18 protein-coding genes and 3 tRNA genes are annotated in these 20,995 nt (G+C 73.6%); 8 read left to right on the top strand and 13 right to left on the bottom strand.

Annotated elements, in window-relative coordinates; genetic code table 11:
* Positions 1-74: 74 nt before the first annotated feature.
* The 5 genes from ACTFTM_RS07605 to ACTFTM_RS07585 all read right to left on the bottom strand — a co-directional run bounded on the left by ACTFTM_RS07605 (position 75) and on the right by ACTFTM_RS07585 (position 4,972).
* The gene (locus ACTFTM_RS07605; RefSeq protein WP_449565126.1) at positions 75-1,124 is read right to left on the bottom strand and encodes an ROK family protein; all 1,050 of its coding nucleotides are present in this window, start codon (positions 1,122-1,124) and stop codon (positions 75-77) included.
* A gap of 197 nt (positions 1,125-1,321) precedes the next feature.
* Entirely contained in the window at positions 1,322-2,107 is a 786-nt protein-coding gene (locus ACTFTM_RS07600; RefSeq protein ID WP_449565125.1) for a putative protein N(5)-glutamine methyltransferase, read from the bottom strand.
* On the bottom strand, positions 2,108-3,226 hold the full coding sequence (locus ACTFTM_RS07595) for a cystathionine gamma-lyase (protein ID WP_449565124.1): 1,119 nt from the start codon (positions 3,224-3,226) through the stop codon (positions 2,108-2,110).
* Between the two features lie 7 nt (positions 3,227-3,233).
* Positions 3,234-4,241, bottom strand: a complete 1,008-nt coding sequence (locus ACTFTM_RS07590; protein WP_449565123.1) for an NAD(P)H-dependent glycerol-3-phosphate dehydrogenase — start codon at positions 4,239-4,241, stop codon at positions 3,234-3,236.
* On the bottom strand, positions 4,238-4,972 hold the full coding sequence (locus ACTFTM_RS07585) for a lysophospholipid acyltransferase family protein (protein ID WP_449565122.1): 735 nt from the start codon (positions 4,970-4,972) through the stop codon (positions 4,238-4,240). Before ACTFTM_RS07585 ends, ACTFTM_RS07590 begins: the two co-directional genes overlap by 4 nt.
* 129 nt (positions 4,973-5,101) lie before the next feature.
* On the opposite strand from ACTFTM_RS07585, the gene cofC reads away from it, so the two are divergent.
* From cofC to ACTFTM_RS07560, 5 genes are read left to right on the top strand one after another with little or no spacing between them, the layout of a single operon-like run.
* Entirely contained in the window at positions 5,102-5,749 is a 648-nt protein-coding gene (gene cofC / locus ACTFTM_RS07580) for a 2-phospho-L-lactate guanylyltransferase (RefSeq protein WP_449565121.1), read from the top strand.
* 51 nt (positions 5,750-5,800) lie between these two features.
* The gene (locus tag ACTFTM_RS07575; RefSeq protein ID WP_433537427.1) at positions 5,801-5,998 is read left to right on the top strand and encodes a cold-shock protein; all 198 of its coding nucleotides are present in this window, start codon (positions 5,801-5,803) and stop codon (positions 5,996-5,998) included.
* Between the two features lie 54 nt (positions 5,999-6,052).
* Entirely contained in the window at positions 6,053-8,392 is a 2,340-nt protein-coding gene (locus ACTFTM_RS07570) for an RNA degradosome polyphosphate kinase (RefSeq protein WP_449565120.1), read from the top strand.
* Positions 8,393-8,416: 24 nt separating this feature from the next.
* Positions 8,417-9,937 (top strand): CYTH and CHAD domain-containing protein, encoded by a 1,521-nt coding sequence (locus ACTFTM_RS07565; protein WP_449565119.1) that lies wholly within the window; start codon positions 8,417-8,419, stop codon positions 9,935-9,937.
* Positions 9,925-10,803 carry an NUDIX hydrolase gene (locus ACTFTM_RS07560; protein WP_449565118.1) on the top strand — a complete coding sequence of 293 codons (879 nt, stop codon included), beginning with the start codon at positions 9,925-9,927 and terminating at the stop codon, positions 10,801-10,803. Before ACTFTM_RS07565 ends, ACTFTM_RS07560 begins: the two co-directional genes overlap by 13 nt.
* Before the next feature lie 25 nt (positions 10,804-10,828).
* On the opposite strand, the gene ACTFTM_RS07555 is transcribed toward ACTFTM_RS07560, so the two are convergent.
* The 4 genes from ACTFTM_RS07555 to leuC all read right to left on the bottom strand — a co-directional run bounded on the left by ACTFTM_RS07555 (position 10,829) and on the right by leuC (position 15,930).
* Positions 10,829-12,904: an endonuclease/exonuclease/phosphatase family protein gene (locus ACTFTM_RS07555; RefSeq protein ID WP_449565117.1), complete on the bottom strand. Its 2,076-nt coding sequence runs from the start codon at positions 12,902-12,904 to the stop codon at positions 10,829-10,831.
* 146 nt (positions 12,905-13,050) lie between these two features.
* Positions 13,051-13,710: an HU family DNA-binding protein gene (locus tag ACTFTM_RS07550; protein WP_449565116.1), complete on the bottom strand. Its 660-nt coding sequence runs from the start codon at positions 13,708-13,710 to the stop codon at positions 13,051-13,053.
* A gap of 172 nt (positions 13,711-13,882) precedes the next feature.
* The gene (leuD, locus tag ACTFTM_RS07545) at positions 13,883-14,470 is read right to left on the bottom strand and encodes a 3-isopropylmalate dehydratase small subunit (protein ID WP_449565115.1); all 588 of its coding nucleotides are present in this window, start codon (positions 14,468-14,470) and stop codon (positions 13,883-13,885) included.
* 14 nt (positions 14,471-14,484) lie between these two features.
* Positions 14,485-15,930 carry a 3-isopropylmalate dehydratase large subunit gene (leuC, locus tag ACTFTM_RS07540; protein ID WP_449565114.1) on the bottom strand — a complete coding sequence of 482 codons (1,446 nt, stop codon included), beginning with the start codon at positions 15,928-15,930 and terminating at the stop codon, positions 14,485-14,487.
* A gap of 49 nt (positions 15,931-15,979) precedes the next feature.
* On the opposite strand from leuC, the gene ACTFTM_RS07535 reads away from it, so the two are divergent.
* Complete coding sequence (locus ACTFTM_RS07535) at positions 15,980-16,666, top strand: IclR family transcriptional regulator (protein WP_091671614.1); 687 nt, start codon at positions 15,980-15,982, stop codon at positions 16,664-16,666.
* 229 nt (positions 16,667-16,895) lie between these two features.
* Here ACTFTM_RS07535 and ACTFTM_RS07530 read toward each other — a convergent pair.
* The 4 genes from ACTFTM_RS07530 to ACTFTM_RS07515 form a co-directional block, all read right to left on the bottom strand.
* A tRNA-Glu gene (locus ACTFTM_RS07530) sits at positions 16,896-16,968 on the bottom strand.
* Positions 16,969-17,256: 288 nt separating this feature from the next.
* Positions 17,257-17,329: transfer RNA gene (locus ACTFTM_RS07525), tRNA-Glu, on the bottom strand.
* Positions 17,330-17,463: 134 nt separating this feature from the next.
* Positions 17,464-17,535: transfer RNA gene (locus ACTFTM_RS07520), tRNA-Gln, on the bottom strand.
* A 108-nt stretch (positions 17,536-17,643) separates the two neighbouring features.
* On the bottom strand, positions 17,644-18,447 hold the full coding sequence (locus ACTFTM_RS07515; protein WP_449565113.1) for a fumarylacetoacetate hydrolase family protein: 804 nt from the start codon (positions 18,445-18,447) through the stop codon (positions 17,644-17,646).
* Positions 18,448-18,621: 174 nt separating this feature from the next.
* Between ACTFTM_RS07515 and ACTFTM_RS07510 the strand changes: the two genes are divergently transcribed.
* On the top strand, positions 18,622-20,088 hold the full coding sequence (locus ACTFTM_RS07510) for a hypothetical protein (RefSeq protein WP_449565112.1): 1,467 nt from the start codon (positions 18,622-18,624) through the stop codon (positions 20,086-20,088).
* A gap of 34 nt (positions 20,089-20,122) precedes the next feature.
* Positions 20,123-20,986, top strand: a complete 864-nt coding sequence (locus tag ACTFTM_RS07505; protein ID WP_449565111.1) for a 3-methyladenine DNA glycosylase — start codon at positions 20,123-20,125, stop codon at positions 20,984-20,986.
* Positions 20,987-20,995: the final 9 nt, after the last annotated feature.

The following is a 20,995-nucleotide window of genomic DNA, read 5'->3' as shown; positions in this document are numbered from 1 at the left end:
CCGCACGAGACCCGCGCCCCGCCGACCGGGCTGACCCAGCCCGGAACGCGGGGCGCGGCCGGGCCGGGGCGGGCTCAGGCGATCAGCGGGCGGGGCTCCGGCGCGGCCCGTACCGCCTCCAGGGCGGCGATCGCCACGCCACGGGCCCCAGCCATGTCGCGGTCCGGCACGAGCGCGAAGGTGGCGACGGCGGCCTGCTCCGCCCGGAGCACGGTGTGCTCGCGGACCGTCGCCAGGAACCAGTCGCGGAATTCCGGCGCGGCCTCCACCACACCGCCGCCGACGAAGTACGCGTGCGGGTCGGTGAAGTTGGCCGCCAGGGTGAACAGGCGACCCAGCGCCATCGCCTGCTGGGCGAAGAGGTCCCGGGCCAGCGCGTCACCCCGCTCGCCGTAACCCCGGACGAGCTTCGCCGCCCGTGCCGGCGGCTCGGCCGCGAGGGGGTGGTCGGGATACCGGGTCAGCCAGTACGGCAGCAGGTTGCGCTCGATGCCGGTCAGCGACGCGACGCTCTCGACGTCGCCGATGAACCCACAGGCGCAGGTCGGCTCCGACTGCTCCGGGCCGAGCAGGCCACCCAGCGGGATGTGCACGTGACCCAGCTCGCCGGCCATGCCGGCGGCGCCGGCGATCACCCTGCCGCCCTCGACCACCCCGCCGCCGAGGCCGGTGCCGACGATTGCGGCGACCGACGACCGGGTCATCGCCTCCTCGCCGAAGTACACGTGGTGGGCGTAGAGCGCGGCTGCGTTGCCGTCGTTGTGGTAGATCACCGGCAGGCCGAGCCGTCGTTCCAGCGCACCCCGTACGTCGAAGCCACGCCAGGCCGGCTGTGAGAAGTTGGTCGAGCCGCGCGACGAGATGACGCCGGTGGCACTGGCGGGTCCAGGGGTGTCGAGCCCGACCGCGCGGACCAGCTCCCGGGGGACACCGGTCTGGGCCAACGCCCCGTCGAGCGCCCGTGCCAGCGCCTCGATCGCCGCCTCCGGGCCGGCCTGCACCTCGCTGGGGATCTCCAGCAGGCCGTCGACCAGGAAACGGCCGTCCATCGTCAGCACGGTGGCGTTGTTACTGGTGCCACCGTTGTCCAGGCCGACGACCACCGGCACCCCTGCGCTGCCCACCGCAACCGCCTCCCGCCCTCATGAGTGTGAGCCGAGGCTAGTGCCAACCCCGCTCCCCCGCCACGCCCCGCCCCCTCCCGACCCAGGATCCCCGCGATCTTGCACTTTCTGTGCCGACAAAAGGAACATCTAGCCACACCTCGACCACAGGAAGTGCAAGATCGCGGGGTGCGGGGCGGGGTGCGGGGCGGGGTGGGTCAGTGGGGGCGGCGGGCGGTTACCGCTGTTGCCTCTCGGTCTTCGTCGTGGTGGACGGCGGGGATCAGGTTGGCCGCGCGGAAGGCCGCGCACAGCTCGTCCACCTGCGTCTTGCCGGCCTCGACCACCAGGTGCCCGCCCGGGGCCAGCCAGGCTGCCGCCTCGACGCCCACCCGGCGCAGCACGGCGAGCCCGTCCGGCCCGCCGTCGAGCGCCACCGGGGCCTCGTGCAGCCGTGCCTCCGGCGGCATCAGCGCCACCGCGTCGGTCGGCACGTACGGGGCATTGGCCACCACCAGGTCGAGTCGCCCCCGCCAGCGCTCGGGCAGCGGGGCGAACAGGTCACCCTCGTACACCTCGGCGGCCAGCCCGGCGAGGTTGCGCCGGGCGCACGCCACCGCCACCGGATCGATGTCGGCGGCGGCCAACCAGCGCGGCGCGAGCCGGTGGGCCAGCGCGACGGCGGCAGCTCCGGAACCGCAGCAGAGGTCGACGACGGCGGGGTGGGGACCGGCCAGCTCGACCGCCACCTCGACCAGCAGGGCCGTCCGGCCGCGCGGGACGAAGACGCCCGCGTCGACGGCGATCCGCAGGCCGCAGAACTCCGCCCAGCCGAGCAGGTACTCCAGCGGCTCGCCGGCCACCCGGCGGTCGGTCAGCTCGGTCAGCGTCACCGGATCGTCGGTGGCGGCGAGCAGCAGCTCCGCCTCGTCCTCGGCGTACACACAGCCCGCGGCGCGCAGCCGGCCCACCAGGGCGGACCGCTCGATCGGGGGTGACTCCACTCAGGCTCCCGCGCTGACGTCCAGCGCGGCGGCGATGTCGGCCACCAGGTCGGCCGTGTCCTCGGCGCCGCAGGAGAGCCGGACGAAGCCGGGGGCGGTGTCGTCCCCCCACTGCGCCCGCCGGTCCGCCGTGGTGTGCAGACCACCGAAGGAGGTGGCGGCCGCCACCAGCCGCGCGGCCTCGATGAAGCGGGCGACCCGATCGGCGTCGCCCAGGTCGAACGACAGCACCCCGGGCATCCGGCGCATCTGCGTCGAGGCCACCGCGTACGCGGGGTCGTCCGGCAGCCCCGGCCAGCGCAGCCCGGTCACGTCCGGACGGGCCGCCAGCAGGTCGGCGACGGCCGCGGCGTTCGCGCTCTGCCGGGCCAGCCGCAGGTCGAGGGTCGCCAGCGACCGGTGGGCCAGCCAGGCGTCGAACGCGCCCGGCACCGAACCGGTGCTGGTACGCCAGAGCGTCGCCGCCTCCACCACCTCGGCCGACCGGCTGGCCAGGTAGCCGAGCAGCAGGTCGGAATGGCCGGTGAGCGCCTTCGTGCCGGACGCCACCACCAGGTCGGCCCCGAGGTCCAGCGGACGCTGCCCGAGCGGGGTGGCCGTGGTGTTGTCGACCGCGAGCAGAGCGCCGGCGGCGTGCGCCCGCTCCGCCAGGGCGGCCACGTCGACGACGTCCAGGCCGGGGTTGGCCGGGGTCTCCACGAGCACCAGCCGTACGCCCTCGAACGACGGGTACGGGCCGACGGTCGGCACGAAGAGCACCCGTACGCCGATCGTCTCCAGCACGGCCGTGGCGAACGCCCGCACCGGGAAGTACCCGTCGGAGGGCAGCACCACGGTGTCCCCCGGGCGCAGCAGGGTGAACAGCGCCGCCGTGATGGCGGCCTGGCCGCTGGCGAAGACGCGGCAGTCCCCGCCCTCCAACTCGCCCACCGCGGCCTCGAGCAGCCGTCGGGTCGGGTTGTCGGGGCGGCCGTAGCCGTTCGGCGACGCGTCCGGCCCCTGCCGCGGGTCGAGGTGGTACGGCGCGGCGAACACCGGCCCGGGCAGGAACGGGTCACCCGGCGCCGGCTCGGGCAGGCCGGCGCGTACGCACCGGGTGCCGTCTCCCCATTCGCTCATCAGGTCCTCACTCGTACGACTCGGGCTTGGCGGTGCGGCTCATCAGCGCCTGGACGGCGAGGCGTGGGTCCATCCCCTCGTGGCAGATCCGTTCGACATGCTCGGTGATCGGCATCTCCACGCCGTGCGCCCGGGCCAGGTCACGGATCGCGAGGCAGCTCTTGACGCCCTCGGCGGTCTGTCGCGTGGCGGCCTGGGCCTGTTCCAGCGTCTCGCCCCGGCCCAGGTGCTCGCCGAAGGTGCGGTTACGGGCCAGCGGGGACGAGCAGGAGGCGACGAGGTCGCCCATGCCCGCCAGGCCGGCGAAGGTGATCGGGTCCGCGCCGAGAGCCACGCCCAGGCGGGCCGTCTCGGCCAGCCCCCGGGTCATCAGCATGGCCCGGGTGTTGTCGCCGAAGCCCATCGCGGTGGCGATGCCGTACGACAGCGCGATCACGTTCTTGACCGCGCCGCCCAGCTCGCAGCCGATCACGTCGTCGTTGGTGTACGGCCGCAGGTACGGCGTCCGGATCGACGACTGCACGAGCGTGGCCCGGTCGGCGTTGGTGCCGGCGACCACCGTGGCGGCCGGCTGCTCGGCGGCGATCTCCGGTGCCAGGTTCGGGCCGGAGACCACCACCACCCGGTCCGCGGCCACCCCGGCGGTCTCCACGATGACCTCGCTCATCCGCCTGGTGGTGCCGAGTTCGATGCCCTTCATCAGCGACACCAGCGTCGAGTCCGGGTGCAGGTGCCCGGCCCACTCGGCGAGGTTGCCGCGCAGGGTCTGCGACGGCACCGACAGCACCACCACCTCGGCGTCGGTGATCGCCTCGGCGGCGTCGGTGGTGGCGGTGACCCGGGCCGGCAGCAGCAGGTCCGGTAGGTACTCCGGGTTGCGACGCTCGGTGCGGATGCTCTCGGCCACCGGGGCGCGGCGGGCCCACACCGTGACGTCCCGGCCCGCGTCGGCCAGGATCTTGGCGAAGGCGGTGCCCCAGGAGCCGGCGCCGAGCACCGCGACGTGGCCGCTCATGCCGCTTCGTCCTGTCGCGGCTCGACGGACGGTCGGGGCGGTCGTTCCCACAGCGGCGGCGGGGTGCCGCCACGGATCTCGGCGAGCATGTCCCGCAGCCGCAGCATGATGGCGTCCGTCATCTCTTCGAGGGTTTCCCGGGTCGGCGACGCGTCCGCCCAGCGGCTGAGGTCGACCGGGTCACCGGCCACCACGGTGACCGGGATCCGGGGGCGTGGGTTGAGCCGGTTGGTACGCGGGTCGAAGATCCGCTCCGGTCCCCACATCACCAGCGGCACCACGGGCGCGCCGGTGGCCAGCGCCAGCCGGGCGGCGCCGGTCTTGGCCTTCATCGGCCACAGCTCCGGCTGCCGGGTGGTGGTGCCCTCCGGGTAGATCACGACCGCGCCGCCCTCGTCGAGCGCGGCGACGAGCTTGTCCAGTGAGCGGACCGCCTCGACGCTGCCCCGCTCGACCGGGATCTGCCGGCACCGGTGCAGGATCCAGCCGACCACCGGCACCCGGAACACGCTGGCCTTGCCCAGGTACTGCGGCCACCGGCCGGAGTCGTAGATGAAGTGCGCGGAGACCAGCGGGTCGGCGTGCGAGATGTGGTTCGGCACGATGATCACGCCGCCGTCGCGGGCGAGGTGCTCCTGGCCGCGCCAGGTCCGCCGGGTCCAGACGGTCATCACCGGCTTGACCAGCCCCACGGCGAACCGTTGCCAGAACCCCAGCCTCCGCCGTGCCACTGTGCCTCCTCGTCGCGCCCCGAGCCCACCGCGCGCGCCCGACCCGCGACACCCGCAGCGGAAATCATGCCTGCTCGCCCCCGGTACGGCCAGCGAGGGTCCCGTCGTCCGGCTGGCAGGATTGCGGACGTGAGTCAGCCGAGGTGGGCCGTGGTCGTGCCGGTGAAGCGTCTGACCGTGGCCAAGAGCCGGCTGCGGGGCGCGCTGGCCGGCGTACCCCACGAGGAGCTGGCGCTGGCCCTGGCGGCCGACACCCTCCGCGCGGTGCTGGCCTGCCCGGCGGTCGCCGAGGCCCTGGTGGTGACCGACGATCAGCGGGTGGCGCGGGCGGCCCGGGCCGTCGGGGCGCGGACGGTCGCCGATTTGCCGGACGCCGGCCTGAACGCCGCGTTCCGGCACGGAGTTGCACAGACCCCGCCGGGGTGGGTGGCCGGGCTCACCGCCGACCTGCCGGCGCTGCGCCCGGACGACCTGGCCGCCGCGCTGCTCGCGGCGCAGCACGGGCCCGAGGGGGTACGCCGGTTCGTCGCGGACGCGCCCGGCACGGGAACGGTGCTGCTCGCCGCGCCGCCGGGCGTCGACCTCGACCCGCGGTTCGGGATCGACTCGGCGGCGGCACACGCGGCGAGCGGGGCACTGCCGCTGACCGGCGACTGGCCCAGCCTGCGGCGCGACGTGGACACCGCCGGGGACCTCGTCGCCGCCGCCCGCCTGGGTCTGGGACCGCGGACGGCCGCGCTGGTCGCCACCGTCCGCCCGGCGCGCGCCACGAGCTGAGGGCGCCGGCTGCGCGGCACCGAGGGGATCCCGCCGGTGTACGGTGCCAGCATGCAGGGCACGGTGGCCAGCTACGACGCGACGACACGCAGCGGTGTGCTGCTGCTCGACGACGGCACCGAACTGCGCTTCCCCACCCGGGCGTTCGACGCCTCCGGCCTGCGGCTGCTCCGGCTCGGCCAGCGGGTGCGGATCGACACGGATCCCGACGGCGAGGTCGTCCGGGTGACATTGCCGACGATGAACTGAGCTGGCGGGGCCAAGTTCATTTTGCGTTAACTCGAATCGGGTGATTATGAGCGGGTGAGCACCCCTCGCGAGCACCCGGTCACCCCACCCGCCACCGACCCCCGCAACGGCGCCCGCATCCGCGGCACCGACGGCCGCTTCCGCCCGTCCCGGGCCGAGCGGGCCGGCGCCGCCCGCGCCGACACGCTCGCCGACGACCCCGGCGGCGCCTCCTCCGGGCTGGACGAGGTCCTCGACCCCGCCGTGACGACCACCGAGACGGACGGCCCGGCGGCCGGCGGAGTCCAGCCGACCCTGCCGCCCGCCGAGGACGACGAGGAGCCGCCGGCCCCCCTGCCGGAGGACCGCTTCCTCAACCGGGAGCTGTCCTGGCTCGACTTCAACGCGCGGGTACTCGCTCTCGCCGAGGACCAGAGCACTCCCCTGCTGGAGCGGGCCAAGTTCCTGGCGATCTTCGCGAGCAACCTGGACGAGTTCTACATGGTGCGGATCGCCGGCCTGAAGCGACGGCTCTCCGCCGGCCTGCCGGTACGCGGAGGCGATCGCCTCCCCCTGCGCACGCAGCTCGAACTGATCGCCGAACGGACCGCCGAGCTGGTCGCCCGGCACGCCGCCTGCTTCGTCGACGACGTCCTGCCCCGGCTGGCCGAGGAGGACGTCCGCATCCTGCGCTGGGGTGACCTCGGCGACCCCGAGCGGGAACGGCTGCGCACCTACTTCCGGGAGCACATCTTCCCCGTGCTCACCCCGCTCGCGGTGGACCCCGCGCACCCGTTCCCGTACATCTCGGGACGGTCGCTGAACCTGGCGGTGGCCGTCCGCGACCCGGATGGCGGGTCCGAGCTGTTCGCGCGGGTGAAGGTGCCCAACAACGTCCCGCGGTTCGTGCGTGTCGACCGGGACCAGCCGGGCGTGCGGATGCTGCCGGTCGAGGACCTGATCTCGGTGCACCTGGGTCAGCTCTTCAGCGGCATGCAGGTGGTCGAGTGCCACCTGTTCCGGGTGACCCGCAACGCCGAGGTGGAGGTCGACGAGGACCGCGACGAGGACCTGCTCCAGGCCCTGGAACGGGAGCTGGCCCGCCGCCGGTTCGGTCCGCCGGTCCGCCTGGAGGTCGCCGCGTCCATCTCCGACCACGTGCTGGAACTGCTCGTCCGTGAACTGGACATGGACGACCAGGACGTGCTGCGGGTGCCCGGCCTCCTGGACCTGTCCGCGCTGTGGCAGGTGTACGGCGAGGCCGATCGACCGGACCTGAAGGACCCGCCGTTCGTGCCGTCGACGCACCCCCGGCTCACCGAGGGTGAGGTGCCGCGCAGCGTCTTCGCCACCCTGCGGGACGGGGACATCCTCGTGCACCACCCGTACCACTCGTTCGCGACGAGCGTGCAGCGCTTCATCGAGCAGGCCGCCGCCGACCCGAACGTGCTCGCCATCAAGCAGACCCTCTACCGGACCAGCGGCGACTCACCGATCGTGGACGCGCTCGTCGACGCGGCCGCCGCCGGCAAGCAGGTGGTGGTGCTGGTCGAGGTGAAGGCCCGCTTCGACGAGGTGGCGAACATCGGCTGGGCCCGCACCCTGGAACGCGCCGGCTGTCACGTCGTCTACGGACTGGTGGGGCTCAAGACGCACTGCAAGACCGCCCTGGTGGTCCGGCAGGAGGGCAACCAGATCCGCCGGTACTGCCACATCGGCACGGGCAACTACCACCCGAAGACCGCCCGGCTGTACGAGGACTTCGGCATGCTCACCGCCGACCCGGAGATCGGAGCGGACCTCACCGACCTGTTCAACGTGCTGACCGGCTACAGCCGGCAGACCGCGTACCGGCGGCTGCTGGTCGCCCCGCAGGGCATCCGCAGCGGACTGATCGAACGGATCGAACGGGAGGTAGCGCACGTCCGCCTCGGCATGCCCGGCCTGGTCCAGTTCAAGGTGAACTCGCTCGTCGACGAGGAGGTGACCGACGCGCTGTACCGGGCGTCCCAGGCCGGCGTCCACGTCGACCTGCTCATCCGTGGCATGTGCACGCTGCGACCGGGCGTGCCGGGGCTGTCGGAGAACATCCGGGTGCGCTCCATCCTGGGCCGGTTCCTGGAGCACTCGCGCATCTTCCGCTTCGGCAACAACGGCGAGGCCGAGTTCTGGGTGGGCTCGGCGGACCTGATGCACCGCAACCTGGACCGGCGGGTGGAGGCGCTGGTGCAGGTGAGCGATCCGATCGCCCGGGCCGAACTGGACCACGTACTGACCGCCGCCATGAGCCCGGACGTCGACGCGTTCGAGCTGGCCGGCGACGGCACCTGGACCCGGCGTGCCGGCCGCGACGAGGCGGCCCGCACGCATCTCCAGGAACTGCTGCTCCGCCGCGTCGGTGGCACGGCCGGCTGAGCGATCACCGCATAGGCTGAGCTGATGGTGGAGGAGGAGCAGAAGTACGAGGTGGACGACACCTTCGTGCTGCCCGACCTGTCCGCCGCCGCACCGGTCGGCGGACGGGTCCGGGCGCTGCCGCCGGTGACGCTCGTCGCCCGCTACCTCGACACGGTCGACCTGCGGCTGGCCCGCGCCGGGGCGTCGCTGCGCCACCGCGACGGTGACGAGCCGCCGTGGACGGTGAAGCTGCCCACCGGCACACCCGGCGTCCGGCACGAGATCTCCCGTCCCGGTCCGGCCGGGCAGCCGCCGCCGGAGCTGGTCGAACTCGTCACCGCTCTGCACCGGGGCGCGCCACTGACGCCGGTGACGGTCGTCCGCACCGTCCGGCACGCCCACGAGGTGTGCGCCGAGGACGGCACGGTGCTCGCCGAGGTGGTGGACGACCGGGTGAACGTCCTCGACGACACCGGGGCCGTCACGAACGCCTTCCGCGAGGTGGAGGTCGAGCGCAAGGCCGGCGACCGCGACCTGCTGGGCCGCATCGGCACGGCGCTGCGCGACGCCGGGGCGCGGATCGGGGCGTTCACCCCGAAGCACGTGCGGGCACTGGGGGAGGTGGCACAGGACGAACCCGACCTGGTCGCGCCGGGCGAACTGGCTGACGACCCGAGCGCCGGGGACGTGGTCACGGAGGCGGTCCGCAAGGAGGTACGCCGGCTGCTGGCGCACGACCCCCTCGTACGCCTGCACGCCCCGGCCGGCGGCGGCGACAGCGCCGTACACCAGATGCGGGTGGCCTGCCGACGCCTGCGCAGCGACCTACGCACGTTCCGGCCCCTGGTACGCCGGAGCTGGGCCCGCCCCCTGCGCGACGAGTTGCGCTGGCTGGCCGGGGTGCTCGGCGAGGCGCGCGACGCCGAGGTGCTACGCGGGCGGCTGCGACGCACCGCCGCCGCCGACCCGCTCAGCCCGCTCGACGCGGACGCGGTCGACCGGCTGGACGACGCGCTCGCGCAGCGGCAGCGGCAGGCGCTCGCCGCCATCAACGAGGCGCTGCGCTCCCCGCGCTACCTGGCCCTGGTGGACGCCCTGGTGCTGGCCGCCCGCGCGCCCCGGCTCACCCGGCGGGCAGCCAGCCCGGCGGCCCGCACGCTACCGAAGCTGGTGGCCCGCCCGTGGCGGCAGCTCACCGGCCCGGACGGCGTCGACGGGCTCGACCCGCTCGCGCCCGACGACCGCTGGCATGCCGTCCGCAAGCAGGGCAAACAGGCCCGGTACGCGGTCACCGCCGTCCTCCCCGCGGTCGGTGCGGACGCGCGGCGGCTGGCCCGTGCGCTGGCCCGTGTCCAGGACGTGCTCGGTGAGCACCAGGACGCCGCGGTGGCCGCCGAGACCTGGCTCGCCCTCGCCGCCGAGCGCCCGGACGACCACGAGATCGCCGTCACCGCCGGGCGGCTGGCCGAGCGGGAACGCGACACGGTCCGTCGGATGCGGGCCCGATTCCCCGACGCGTGGCACCGGGCGACCCGGCGACGGCGGACCAGATGGCTGCCGTGACGGGCATCCGGGCCGCCGGCGGCGTCTGCTGGCGACCCACCGACGACGGCGTACGGGTCTGCGTCGTGCACCGCCCCCGCTACGGGGACTGGACGCTGCCCAAGGGCAAACTGGAACCGGGCGAGCACCCGCTCGTCGCGGCGGTCCGCGAGGTCGCCGAGGAGGCCGACGTGCGGGGCGTACCGCAGGTGCGGCTGCCGTCGGTGCGCTACCGCAGCGAGGGGCAGGCCAAGCTCGTCGACTACTGGTCGATGCTCGCGGTCGCCGAGGGCGGTTTCCAGCCGGGCACCGAGGTCGACGACATCCGGTGGCTGACCGTGGACGACGCGATCCGACTGGTGAGTTACCCGCACGACGCCGAGGTGCTGACCGCGTTCGCCGCGCTGCCGTCGGTGACCGCGACCGTCGCGCTGGTGCGGCACGGGCACGCCGGCAAGCGGGCCACGTGGACCGGTCCGGACACCGCCCGGCCGCTCGACGACGAGGGGTGGGCCCAGGCGTACGCGCTGGCGCCGCTGATCGCCGTGGTCCGGCCGGCCCGGCTGCTGTCGGCTTCGGCACGCCGCTGCGTGCAGACCCTGGACCCGACCGCCGCGCTGCTCGACCTGCCCATCGAGGTCTGCGGGGACCTGGACGAGCCGCAGCCGGGCCAGCAGCACGACGAGCGGGTGCTGGCCACGGCCGCGCAGGTGCTGGAGCTGGCCTGCGTCGGCGGGCAGGTGGCGGTGTGCAGCCAGGGCAAGGTGCTGCCGGGCGCGTTGGAGCGGCTGACCGGCCGCGCCGACGAGGATTTCAGCACCCCGAAGGGCGGCGGCTGGCTGCTCGCCTTCGCCGGCGACAGACTGCTCGCCACCGACCGCCTGTGACGGGGGTCGTCCGAGTGGATCAGGGCTAGCGCGGCGGCAGCGTGAGCGTCACCGCCACCGGCAGATGGTCGCTGGCCTCGCCCCGCGGCGCGACCGGGTCCGCCGCCGTCAGACCGGGCGAGACGAAGACGTGGTCGATCTGCTGCCGGGGGTCGTCGGCGGGGCTGGTCGCCAGCGGTCGGGCGGCCGCCAACGCGTCCACCAGACCGGCCGCCGTGAACTGCCCGAACGCCTCGTCACCCGGCTCGGTGTTCAGGTCGCCGGCCACGACGAGCGGCCGGCCCGCCGCGTACCGGGTGGCGAAGTCGGCGACCGCACGGGCCTGGACCACCGGTCCCCGGCCGGGCGGTGGCTGAAGGTGGGTGCTCACCACGGCGGTACGCACATCATCGCCGAGGTCGAGGGTGACGGCGAGCGCCTGCGCGCCCGTCGGCGCCCCGACGGCCGGCAACGGCAGGGACTCCGGCACGGTCACCGGCCAGCGGCTGAGCACCGCGTCACCCCACACCGGGTCGGCGGCCGGCCCGAAGACGTACGGCATGCCGAGCCGGTCGGACAGCAGGTCCAGCGTGTCGTGGCCTCCGTTGAGCAACCAGCCCCGGTCCACCTCGCTCAGCAGCACCACGTCCGGCCGCTGCCGGCCGATCGCGGCGGCTAACCCGGCCAGGTCGAACCGACCGTCCAGGCCGAAGCCCATCCGGATGTTGTACGCCACCACCCGCAACCGCTCCGGCGGGCCCTCCCGGTTGCCGGCCACCGGGAGTTCGTCGGCGACGAGCGGCGCCAGCACGGCCAGCGCGGTCACCACCGCCGCGGTCGGCAGGGGCGCCAACGGTCCGGGGAGCCGGAGGCGGAGGGGACGGGCCGTCAGGGCCACCACGGCGACCACACCGGCCACCACGACCGGCACCGCGGCGTTGGGGTAGCCGAGATCGTAGGCGGAGTAGTAGCCGATCGAGCCGACCACGAAGACGAGCATGCCGGCGGCCACCGCGTATCCCCGGCGGGCCGCCGCCCGCCCGGCACCGCGCTCCCTGTCCACCCCGGCCCGGTCGGGGCCGCCGGCGGTCGCGGCTGCGGCGGTCGCGGCTGCGGCGGTCTCGGCTGCGGCGGTCTCGGCTGCGGCGGTCTCGACCCGAACGACGCCGTCGGCCGGAGCGGCGATCTCGGCCTGATCGACGTCGTCGTTCCCGGTTGGGGCGGCGTTCCCGGTTGGAGCTGTCGTCCCGGCCGGGGCGGCGTTGTCGGTGTGGGCGAGGCAGGCCCCGAGACCGACGGCGCTGAGCAGCATCGCCGCGACCAGCAGGTCGCCACGGTCGAGGGCGAAGAGCACCGCGCCCGCCAGTAGGGCCACCGGCCCGAGCGGTCGGGCCCACGGCCGGATCGGGCCGGCCAGCGCGGCCAGCAGGAATCCGGCGACCGCCACCGGCACCGGCGCCAGGCCGAGGATCGGCGAACGAGCGACGGACCCCCCCGCTTCCAGGTACGACATGCCGGCCTGCGCCACGGCCGGCGCGAGGGCCACCATCCCGGACAGCAGCAACGTCGGCCCGAACAGCAGCCACGATCCGGCGCCGCCGGGGCCGGGTGGCGCGGCGGGCAGGGCCGCGTCGAGCAGGAACAGCGCCACCGCCACGACGCTGAGCAACCAGGCCGCCCAGCCGCCGCGCCAGACGAGGTCGTAGGTGTCCAGCAGCGCGTGACCGACGGCGTTGACCGCCAGCCCGAGCGCCAGCCCCGGCACCGGACGGTCGGTGCCGGCGGCGACGCCGACCAGCCACACCAGCCCGGCCAGCAGGCCCGTGGTGGCCAACCAGAGCTGCGGACGGCCGCCAGGGGTCGCGGTGAGCGCGAGTCGGGCCACGGCCAGTACGACGGCCGCAGCGACGGTCACCGAACGGGCACCGACGCGGCGGACCAGCGCCGGCGCGGCCAGCGCCAGGACGAACCAGCCGAGCGCGAAGGCGCCCATCAGCTCGGCCGGAGTGGAGGCGGCCTGCCCGAAGATGGTGATGATGCCGGGTAGCCAGACGCGCAACACGTCGACGAGCAGGATGACGCCCAGCGCGAGCGATGAGGTGGTGAGCTGGCGGTAGCGCACCGGCGCCCCACTTCCGTCGACGGACCGGCCCGAAGGGGGAGCCGGCACGGCGATTCTGCGCGTACGGTCCGGTCGGGTCAACGGTTCCGGCACGCACGAGGGGCGCCCACCACGCGGTGGACGCCCCTCGCAGCCGGGTCGGTCGGTCAGCGCTTACTGGCCGCCTTCTTGGCCGGAGCCTTCTTCGCCGGAGCCTTCTTGGCCGCCGTGCTCTTGCTCACCGCCGCGGTGGTCTTCTTCGCCGTGGCGGACTTGGTGGCCGCGGCGCTCTTCTTCGCCGGGGCGGTCTTCTTGCTGGCGGCCGTCTTGGTCGCCGTGGTGGTCTTGCTCGCCTTGGCGGGAGCCGTCTTCTTGCTGGCCGCCTTGGTGGCCGCGGCGGTCTTGCTCGCCTTGGCGGGGGCGGTCTTCTTGCTGGCCGCCTTGGTGGCAGTGGCCTTGGTGGCGGTGGCCTTGGTGCCCGTCGCCTTGGCGCCGGCTGCCTTCGCCGTGGTGGTCGCGGTCTTCTTCGCCGCCACCGTGGCCTTCGGCACCTTGCCGCTGGCCACCATCTCCTTGAACCCGGCGCCGGGACGGAAGGTCGGGACGGATGTCTTCTTGACCTTCACCGCCTCGCCGGTACGCGGGTTGCGCGCTGTTCGTGCGCCACGGACACGCTTTTCGAATGCTCCGAATCCGGTGATCGCCACCTTCTCGCCCTTGGTGACCGCCGCCTGGACCTCAGTGAGGACCGCGTCGAGCGCGGCCGTCGCCGTTTTCCGGTCCCCCAGGCGAACGGCGAGCGCCTCGATGAGCTCGGCCTTGTTCACGACTTCCTCCCGATTGTGCAACTGACTCGACGCGAGCCATTCTGCGCGCACCGTATGCCCTGTAGTGCCTGGACACAAACATTCGGCGGAAAAAAGCCCTTGTGTCGTAACGGATTCGCCCCCACCGGTTGGACCGGTGAGGGCGAAATCCGATGTGCGGGTGGGCGTACGGCTATGCCACCGAGGGCAGGAACGGCGGCCGGGTGGCCTCGTAGGAGTCGATGTCGGCGGCGTGTCGGAGGGTGAGTCCAATGTCGTCCAGGCCCTCCATCAGCCGCCAGCGGCTGAAGTCGTCCAGCGGGAACGACCAGGTCGCATCCCCGGCACGGAGCTGTCGGGCGGTCAGGTCGACGGTCACGGGCGTGGTCGGATCGGCCTCGACGAGATCCCACAACTCCTCGACGGCTTTCAATTCCAACTCGACCGGCAGCAGGCCCTCCTTGAGCGCGTTGCCGCGGAAGATGTCACCGAAGCGCGGGGACACCACGGCGCGGAAGCCCCAGTCCCGCAGCGCCCAGACGGCGTGCTCACGCGAGGATCCGGTGCCGAACTCCGGTCCGGCGACGAGGATCGACGCCCCGGAATAGGATTCATCGTTGAGCACGAATGCCGGATCTTCCCGCCAGGCGTTGAACAGCCCGTCGGCGAAGCCGGTTCGAGTCACCCTCTTGAGGTACACGGCCGGGATGATCTGATCCGTGTCCACGTTGGACCGCCGCAGTGGCACGGCCGTACCGGTGTGGGTGGTGAACTTGTCCATCTCGTCGGTCCCTTCTACAGGTCGGCGGGGGCGGCCAGCCGGCCGACCACGGCGGTGGCGGCGGCGACCGGCGGGGACACCAGATGGGTGCGCCCGCCCCGGCCCTGCCGGCCCTCGAAGTTGCGGTTGGAGGTGGAGGCGGAGCGCTCGCCCGGCTTGAGCGTGTCCGGGTTCATGCCGAGGCACATCGAGCAGCCGGCGAACCGCCACTCGGCGCCCGCGTCGGCGAACACCTTGTCCAGCCCCTCGGCCTCGGCGGCCTCGCGAACGGCGGCGGAGCCGGGCACCACGAGCATCCGGACCCCGTCGGCGACCCGGTGCCCGCGCAGCACGTCGGCGGCGGCCCGCAGGTCCTCCAGACGGCCGTTGGTGCAGGAGCCCACGAAGACCACGTCGATCGGCAGTTCCCGCAGCGGGGTGCCGGGGCTCAGGTCCATGTACTCCAGGGCCCGGCGTGCGGCGGCGCGCTCAGCGTCGGTGGTGAACTCCTCCGGGTCGGGCACCGGCGCGCTCAGCGGCGCGCCCTGCCCCGGGTTGGTGCCCCAGGTGACGAACGGCGTGATCCGGCTGGCGTCCAGCGTCACCTCGGCGTCGAAGGACGCGCCCTCGTCGGTGGGCAGCGTCCGCCACCAGTCGAGCGCCGCGTCCCAGTCGGCGCCCTGCGGCGCGTTCGGCCGACCCTTGAGGTACGCGAAGGTCGTCTCGTCCGGCGCGATCATGCCGGCCTTGGCGCCCCACTCGATGGACATGTTGGCGATCGTCATCCGCCCCTCCATGGAGAGGTTGCGGATGGCCTCGCCGCGGTACTCCACGATGTGCCCCCGGCCACCGCCGGTGCCGACCTGGGTGATCAGCGCGAGCACCAGGTCCTTCGCGGTGACGCCCGGCGCGAGCTGGCCGACGACGTTCACGGCCATCGTCTTCGGCCGGGTCTGCGGCAGCGTCTGGGTGGCCAGCACGTGCTCCACCTCGCTGGTGCCGATGCCGAAGGCGAGCGCCCCGAACGCGCCGTGGGTGGCGGTGTGCGAGTCGCCGCAGACGATCGTCATACCCGGCTGGGTGAGCCCGAGCTGCGGGCCGATGACGTGCACGATGCCCTGGTTGTCGTCGCCGAGCGGGTGCAGGCGCACCCCGAACTCGGCGCAGTTGCGGCGCAGCGTCTCGATCTGCGTACGCGACGTCGGGTCCGCGATGGTGAGCAGGTCACCACGGCGGGACCGGAACGCCGGATCGGCGTACCCGGTCGGGGTGTTGTGGTCCTCGGTCGCGAGGGTCAGGTCGGTACGACGCACCCGGCGCCCGGCGAGCCGGAGCCCGTCGAACGCCTGCGGGCTGGTCACCTCGTGCAGCAGGTGCAGGTCGATGAAGAGCAGGTCCGGCTCACCAGCGGCGGACCGTACGACGTGCGCGTCCCAGACCTTCTCGGCCAGGGTCCTCGGCTCAGGAGTGACTCCCACCATCTGGACATCCTAAATTCTGGGAGGTAAGTTTCGGCTTGTGGGACACAGTATGAGCGGTGTCGGCGTTCTCGACAAGGCGGTGGTCATCCTGGCCGCCTGTGTCGACGGCGCCAGCCTTGCCGAACTCGTTGAACGCACCAAGCTGCCCCGGGCCACCGCACACCGGTTGGCGCAGGCCCTGGAGATCCACCGGATGCTGGTCCGGGACACACAGGGCCGATGGCGCCCCGGGCCCCGGCTCGGTGAGCTGGCCAACGCCGCCCCGGACGTCCTGCTGACCGCCGCCGAGCCCCTGCTCGCCGCGCTGCGCGACGCCACCGGCGAGAGCGCCCAGCTCTACCTGCGCCGCGCCGACGAGCGCATCTGCGTGGCCGCCGCGGAGCGTGCCAGCGGCCTGCGGGACACCGTCCCGGTCGGCTCGGTGCTGCCCATGACGGCCGGATCGGCGGCTCAGATCCTGCTCGCGTGGGAGCCGCCGGAGGCCGTGATGCCGCTGCTGCCGCGCAGCAAGTTCACCGGCCGCACCCTGGCCGAGGTACGCCGTCGGGGCTGGGCGCAGAGCGTCGCCGAGCGGGAGGCCGGTGTGGCGAGCGTCTCCGCCCCGATCCGGGACCGCACCGGCCGGGTGATCGCCTCGATCAGCATCTCCGGCCCGATCGAACGCCTCGGCCGCCGCCCCGGCGAACGCCACGCCATGGCCGTGGTGCGAGCAGGCCAACGCCTCTCCGGCCTCTAAGCCCCCACCCCTTTGACCCTGTTGATCATGAGGTTAGCGCCACCCGCACCGGCGTGTCGTGACGCTAACCTCATGATCAACGGGGACGGGCCGGGGCCGGGTGGGCCGGGGACGGGCCGGGGCCGGGGCCGGGGCCGGGGCCGGGGCCGGGCCGGGGCCGGGTGGGACCGGGAGTCGGGTGGGGATATGGAGAAGGCTCACCTCGCTGGGCGAGGTGAGCCTTTGGTTGTAGCCCCGACCGGATTCGAACCGGCGCTACCGCCTTGAGAGGGCGGCGTCCTGGGCCGCTAGACGACGGGGCCAGAACTTTCCTGTTCACCGCCCTCGCGGGCGGTGCGACTTGTAGTCTAGCGGCACCGCCCGCGTGGGCGAGAACCGGGTACGGGCAACGGTCGCAGGTGCGGCGGCACAGGTCGAGTCGGATTCCGTGAACTCGGCCTGTCGGCCGGCACCGGTCACCACGGCTTCCTGCAAGCCGAGTCGATCAAGCCAGGCCGCGACCCGGCAGGCCGTGAACGGCGGGCCGCGACCGGCAGGCGGCGGACACGAAACAGCCCGCCTCACCGCAGTGAGACGGGCTGTGCACGATGTAGCCCCGACCGGATTCGAACCGGCGCTACCGCCTTGAGAGGGCGGCGTCCTGGGCCGCTAGACGACGGGGCCAGAACAACTTTCGCTCCCCCACCCGTGTGGGTGGAGGAGCTGCACTCCTTCGAAGACCACCCTCCGCCCCCGCAGGGACGGAGTCGAACTCCGTCAGAATCCAGCGTCCGGGATTCTCACGAATCCCAGCTGCGCTGGGGTACCAGGACTCGAACCTAGACTAACTGAACCAGAATCAGTCGGGCTGCCAATTACCCCATACCCCATCGGCCCCTTGCGGCGCCGGGAGTGAACATTACCCTCCCGGTGCCGACAGGCCAAATCCGATCCCCCCGAAACACCCTTGAGCTGCGGAAACAGGGGCATCAGACCGATCAGGCGACGGGGACCACCGGGTTGCTGAGCTCGCCGATGCCCTCGATCCGCACGGTGACCGTATCCCCCTCGACGAGCGGGCTAACCCCCGCCGGCGTGCCGGTGAGGACCACGTCGCCGGGGAGCAGCGTCATCACGTGCGAGATGTACGACACCAGGCCGGGCACGTCGAAGACCATGTCCTTCGTCCGGCCGAGCTGACGTACCTCCATCTCGTCGGGGTTGCGACCGACCTCACACCGGATCTCCAGGTCGGAGACGTCCAGACCGGTGGTGATCCAGGGGCCGATCGGGCAGAACGAGTCGAAGCCCTTGGCGCGGGTCCACTGCCCGTCCGAGCGCTGGAGGTCCCGGGCGGTGACGTCGTTGGCGCAGGTGTAGCCGAAGATGGCGCGTTCGGCGGCGGCGCGGTCGGCCCGGCGGGCGCCCGGGGCGCCGATCACGACGGCCAACTCCGCCTCGTGCTCGACCTGCTTGGAGAAGATCGGCAACCGGATCGCGTCGCGCGGACCGATCACCGAGGTGGACGGCTTGAGGAAGAGCAACGGCTCTTTGGGTACGTCGTTGCCGAGTTCGGCGGCGTGGTCGGCGTAGTTGCGGCCCACGCAGACCACCTTGCTGGGCAGGATCGGCGAGAGCAGCCGGACGTCGGAGAGGGCCCAGCGGGCCCCGCTGAAGGAGAGCTGGCCGAACGGGTGACCCTCGATCTCGGCGATGGTCAGGCCCTGCGGCCCGGCCTCCGGCTCGCCCTCGACGGCTCCGAACGACATTCCCTTGGCATGAGCGAAACGAGCGATACGCACCCGGCCAATCTAGCCCCGCCGACGCGTCCACCGGCCACAACGCCGGGCGGGTGTGCGCAACCCGTCAGTGTCGCGGCACCTTAGCGCAGGTCGGGACGGCCGAAGCGGAATTCCGCATTTCGTACCCGCACGGAGGCCGGGCAGCCCTAGCGTCGGCTCCGGAGGTTCGTTCGTATGCCTGCATCGACACGACACCACAAAGCCCTCGCGGTGTTCGTACACTGCCTCGGCATCCTCGCCGCCGTGCCGGCCCTGCCCGCGGCGGCCCCGGAGGCGGCGGCCGCGCCACGACCGGCGGCCGTCACGCCACCGCCAACCGTGCCACCACCGGCGGCCGGCACGCCACGACCGGCCGCGCCGCCGCCCACAGCCACGCCGCCGCCCACGACCAGACCGACGGCGGCCGGACCGCCGGTGCCGGTGGCCGCGCGGGCGACCAGCGCGGAGCCCACGCCGCCCTCGGCGCCACCGGCGGTGGCGACGCCCACGCGGGCGGTCGTGCCGGCGCCCCCGCCTCCGGTCACGGTGGCGGTCGCGCCCGAGAGCAGTCCGGCGCCGCGTTACCGGATCCACGTTCGCAACGTGGGCAACTCACCCGTCGACACCACGGTCCGTCAGGAGTTGCCGTCCGGATCGTCGGCGACCGCGATCAGCGCGGGCGGCCGGTCCAGTCGCTCCGGCGGGTCGACGGCGGAGGTGACGTGGCGGTTGCGGCTGCCGGCCCACGGCAGCACGACGCTGGGCACGGCCCTGACCGCGACCGCGCCGGGCCGGCCGCTGACCGCGCCGGCCTGTGCGTTCACCAGTGACGGTAGCCGGCCGTACGACTGCGCCACCGCCACCTGGCAGGCGGCGGCCGCCGCACCGGCGGCGGAGGTCACCGAGGCGCCACCCTGGCGGCGGTACCCCGTGCTGTTGGCCGGGTTGGGGATCCTGCTGCTGATCAGCGCCGCCGTGGCCTGGGTGTGGCGTCGGCGACGCGGACGGCGGGTGACCGCCGCGGCCCTGGCCGACGGGGCGGCGGACGGTGGACGCGGAACGATCTACCCCCGCCCGGCGACGCCGAGCCCGAGCCGACGTCGACGTACCCCGCCGGTCTGGCTGCTGGTCGGCGGCGCGGTGGTGGTCCTGGCCGGGGTGATCGGTACGGCCGGCTGGACCGCGACCCGGCAGGTGTCGTCGATCGACACCCAGAAGCAGCCGACCAGTGGCGCGTGGCGGGGTACCGGGGTCTCCGGACCGATGGGGGTGCCGTTGCGGGAGTCCGCGTTCGAGTTCACCGTCTACCGGATGACGTGCGGCGGGGCGGGCAGCGCGGCCACGGCCCCGGGGGCCAGCGCGCCGCCGCCGGGCGCACGGAGCTGTCAGGCCACCGTGGGTGTGCGTAACCTCACCGGGACCCAGCAGCCGTGGCACGGCCAGTTGCAACGCGCCTACCTGCCCGGCAACCGGTGGGTGAGCACGGACGAGTCGGCCACCCGGGCGGCCAACCTGGGAAGGGACGTCTTCGCCAACCCCGTGGCCGCGGGTAGTCGGGTGGTGCTCCCGCTGGTCTTCACCGTCGACGGGCGGGACCCGCCCCGCCAGTTGGAGCTGCGCAGCGGGGTGTTCTCCGCCGGCGTCCGGGTGCAGATGCCCTGACCGGCGTGCGGGCGGCGGTCGTACCCTGGGTTCCGTGACCGCCGCCCTCGCCCCCGCCGTGCTCGACGCGGCAAGCTGGCAGGCACGCCGCCGGGCCCACGAGGAGCGGGCGGACGCCTGGCTGACGCCGCACCTGGCGCGACGACGTCAGGGTGAGCGGCATCCGGTGGAGGACTTCCTCTTCACCTACTACTCGCACCGTCCGGCGCAGTTGCGGCGCTGGCATCCGGGCGCGGGGGTCGAGCTGCGCGACGCCGACCCGGCCGAGTTCGGCCGGGACTACCGCGCCACGTCCGCCGGGGTCATCGTCGACACCGAGGGGGTACGCGCCAGACGCGGCGATTCGATCACGTGGATCCGCTCGCTGCTGGAGGCCACTGCGGGCCGGACGCCGCACTTCGGCTGCTTCGGGATGCACGAGTGGGCGATGGTGTACCGGCAGACCCGCGAGGAACTGCGGCACAACGCCTGGCCGCTGCGGTTGACCCCGGAGCGGACCGCCGAGGTCGTCGAGGAGCGTGGCGTGCGGTGCAGCCACTTCGACGCGTTCCGCTTCTTCACCCCGTCCGCCCGGCCGTTGAACCTGCTCAACCCGACGCGCGAGACGCAGCACGCGAACGAGCAGCCGGGCTGCCTGCACGCCAACATGGATCTCTACAAGTGGGCGTACAAGCTGTCGCCGCTGGTCCCGTCGGAACTGGTGGCGGACTGTTTCGAACTGGCCCGTGAGATCCGCACGCTGGACATGCGGGCCAGCCCGTACGACCTTGCGGCGCTCGGTCACCCGCCGGTGCGCGTGGAGACGCCGGAGGGTCGGGCCGGGTACGCGACGGCGCAGCGCGGTTTCGCCGACCGCGCGGCCGTGCTCCGCGACCGGTTGCTCGCCGCCGTCTCCTAGTGGGCGGGT

This window comes from Micromonospora sp. RB23, assembly GCF_053585025.1.
This window is presented reverse-complemented; position numbering and strand designations above follow the sequence as displayed.

Bases quoted from the DNA above. Each gene is read 5' to 3' on its own strand.
- ACTFTM_RS07595 (WP_449565124.1), bottom strand. From the start codon at position 3,226: ATGAGCGAATGGGGAGACGGCACCCGGTGCGTACGCGCCGGCCTGCCC.
- ACTFTM_RS07590 (WP_449565123.1), bottom strand. From the start codon at position 4,241: ATGAGCGGCCACGTCGCGGTGCTCGGCGCCGGCTCCTGGGGCACCGCC.
- ACTFTM_RS07575 (WP_433537427.1), top strand. From the start codon at position 5,801: ATGCAGGGCACGGTGGCCAGCTACGACGCGACGACACGCAGCGGTGTG.
- ACTFTM_RS07565 (WP_449565119.1), top strand. From the start codon at position 8,417: ATGGTGGAGGAGGAGCAGAAGTACGAGGTGGACGACACCTTCGTGCTG.
- ACTFTM_RS07560 (WP_449565118.1), top strand. From the start codon at position 9,925: ATGGCTGCCGTGACGGGCATCCGGGCCGCCGGCGGCGTCTGCTGGCGA.
- leuD (WP_449565115.1), bottom strand. From the start codon at position 14,470: ATGGACAAGTTCACCACCCACACCGGTACGGCCGTGCCACTGCGGCGG.
- leuC (WP_449565114.1), bottom strand. From the start codon at position 15,930: ATGGTGGGAGTCACTCCTGAGCCGAGGACCCTGGCCGAGAAGGTCTGG.
- ACTFTM_RS07535 (WP_091671614.1), top strand. From the start codon at position 15,980: ATGAGCGGTGTCGGCGTTCTCGACAAGGCGGTGGTCATCCTGGCCGCC.
- ACTFTM_RS07510 (WP_449565112.1), top strand. From the start codon at position 18,622: ATGCCTGCATCGACACGACACCACAAAGCCCTCGCGGTGTTCGTACAC.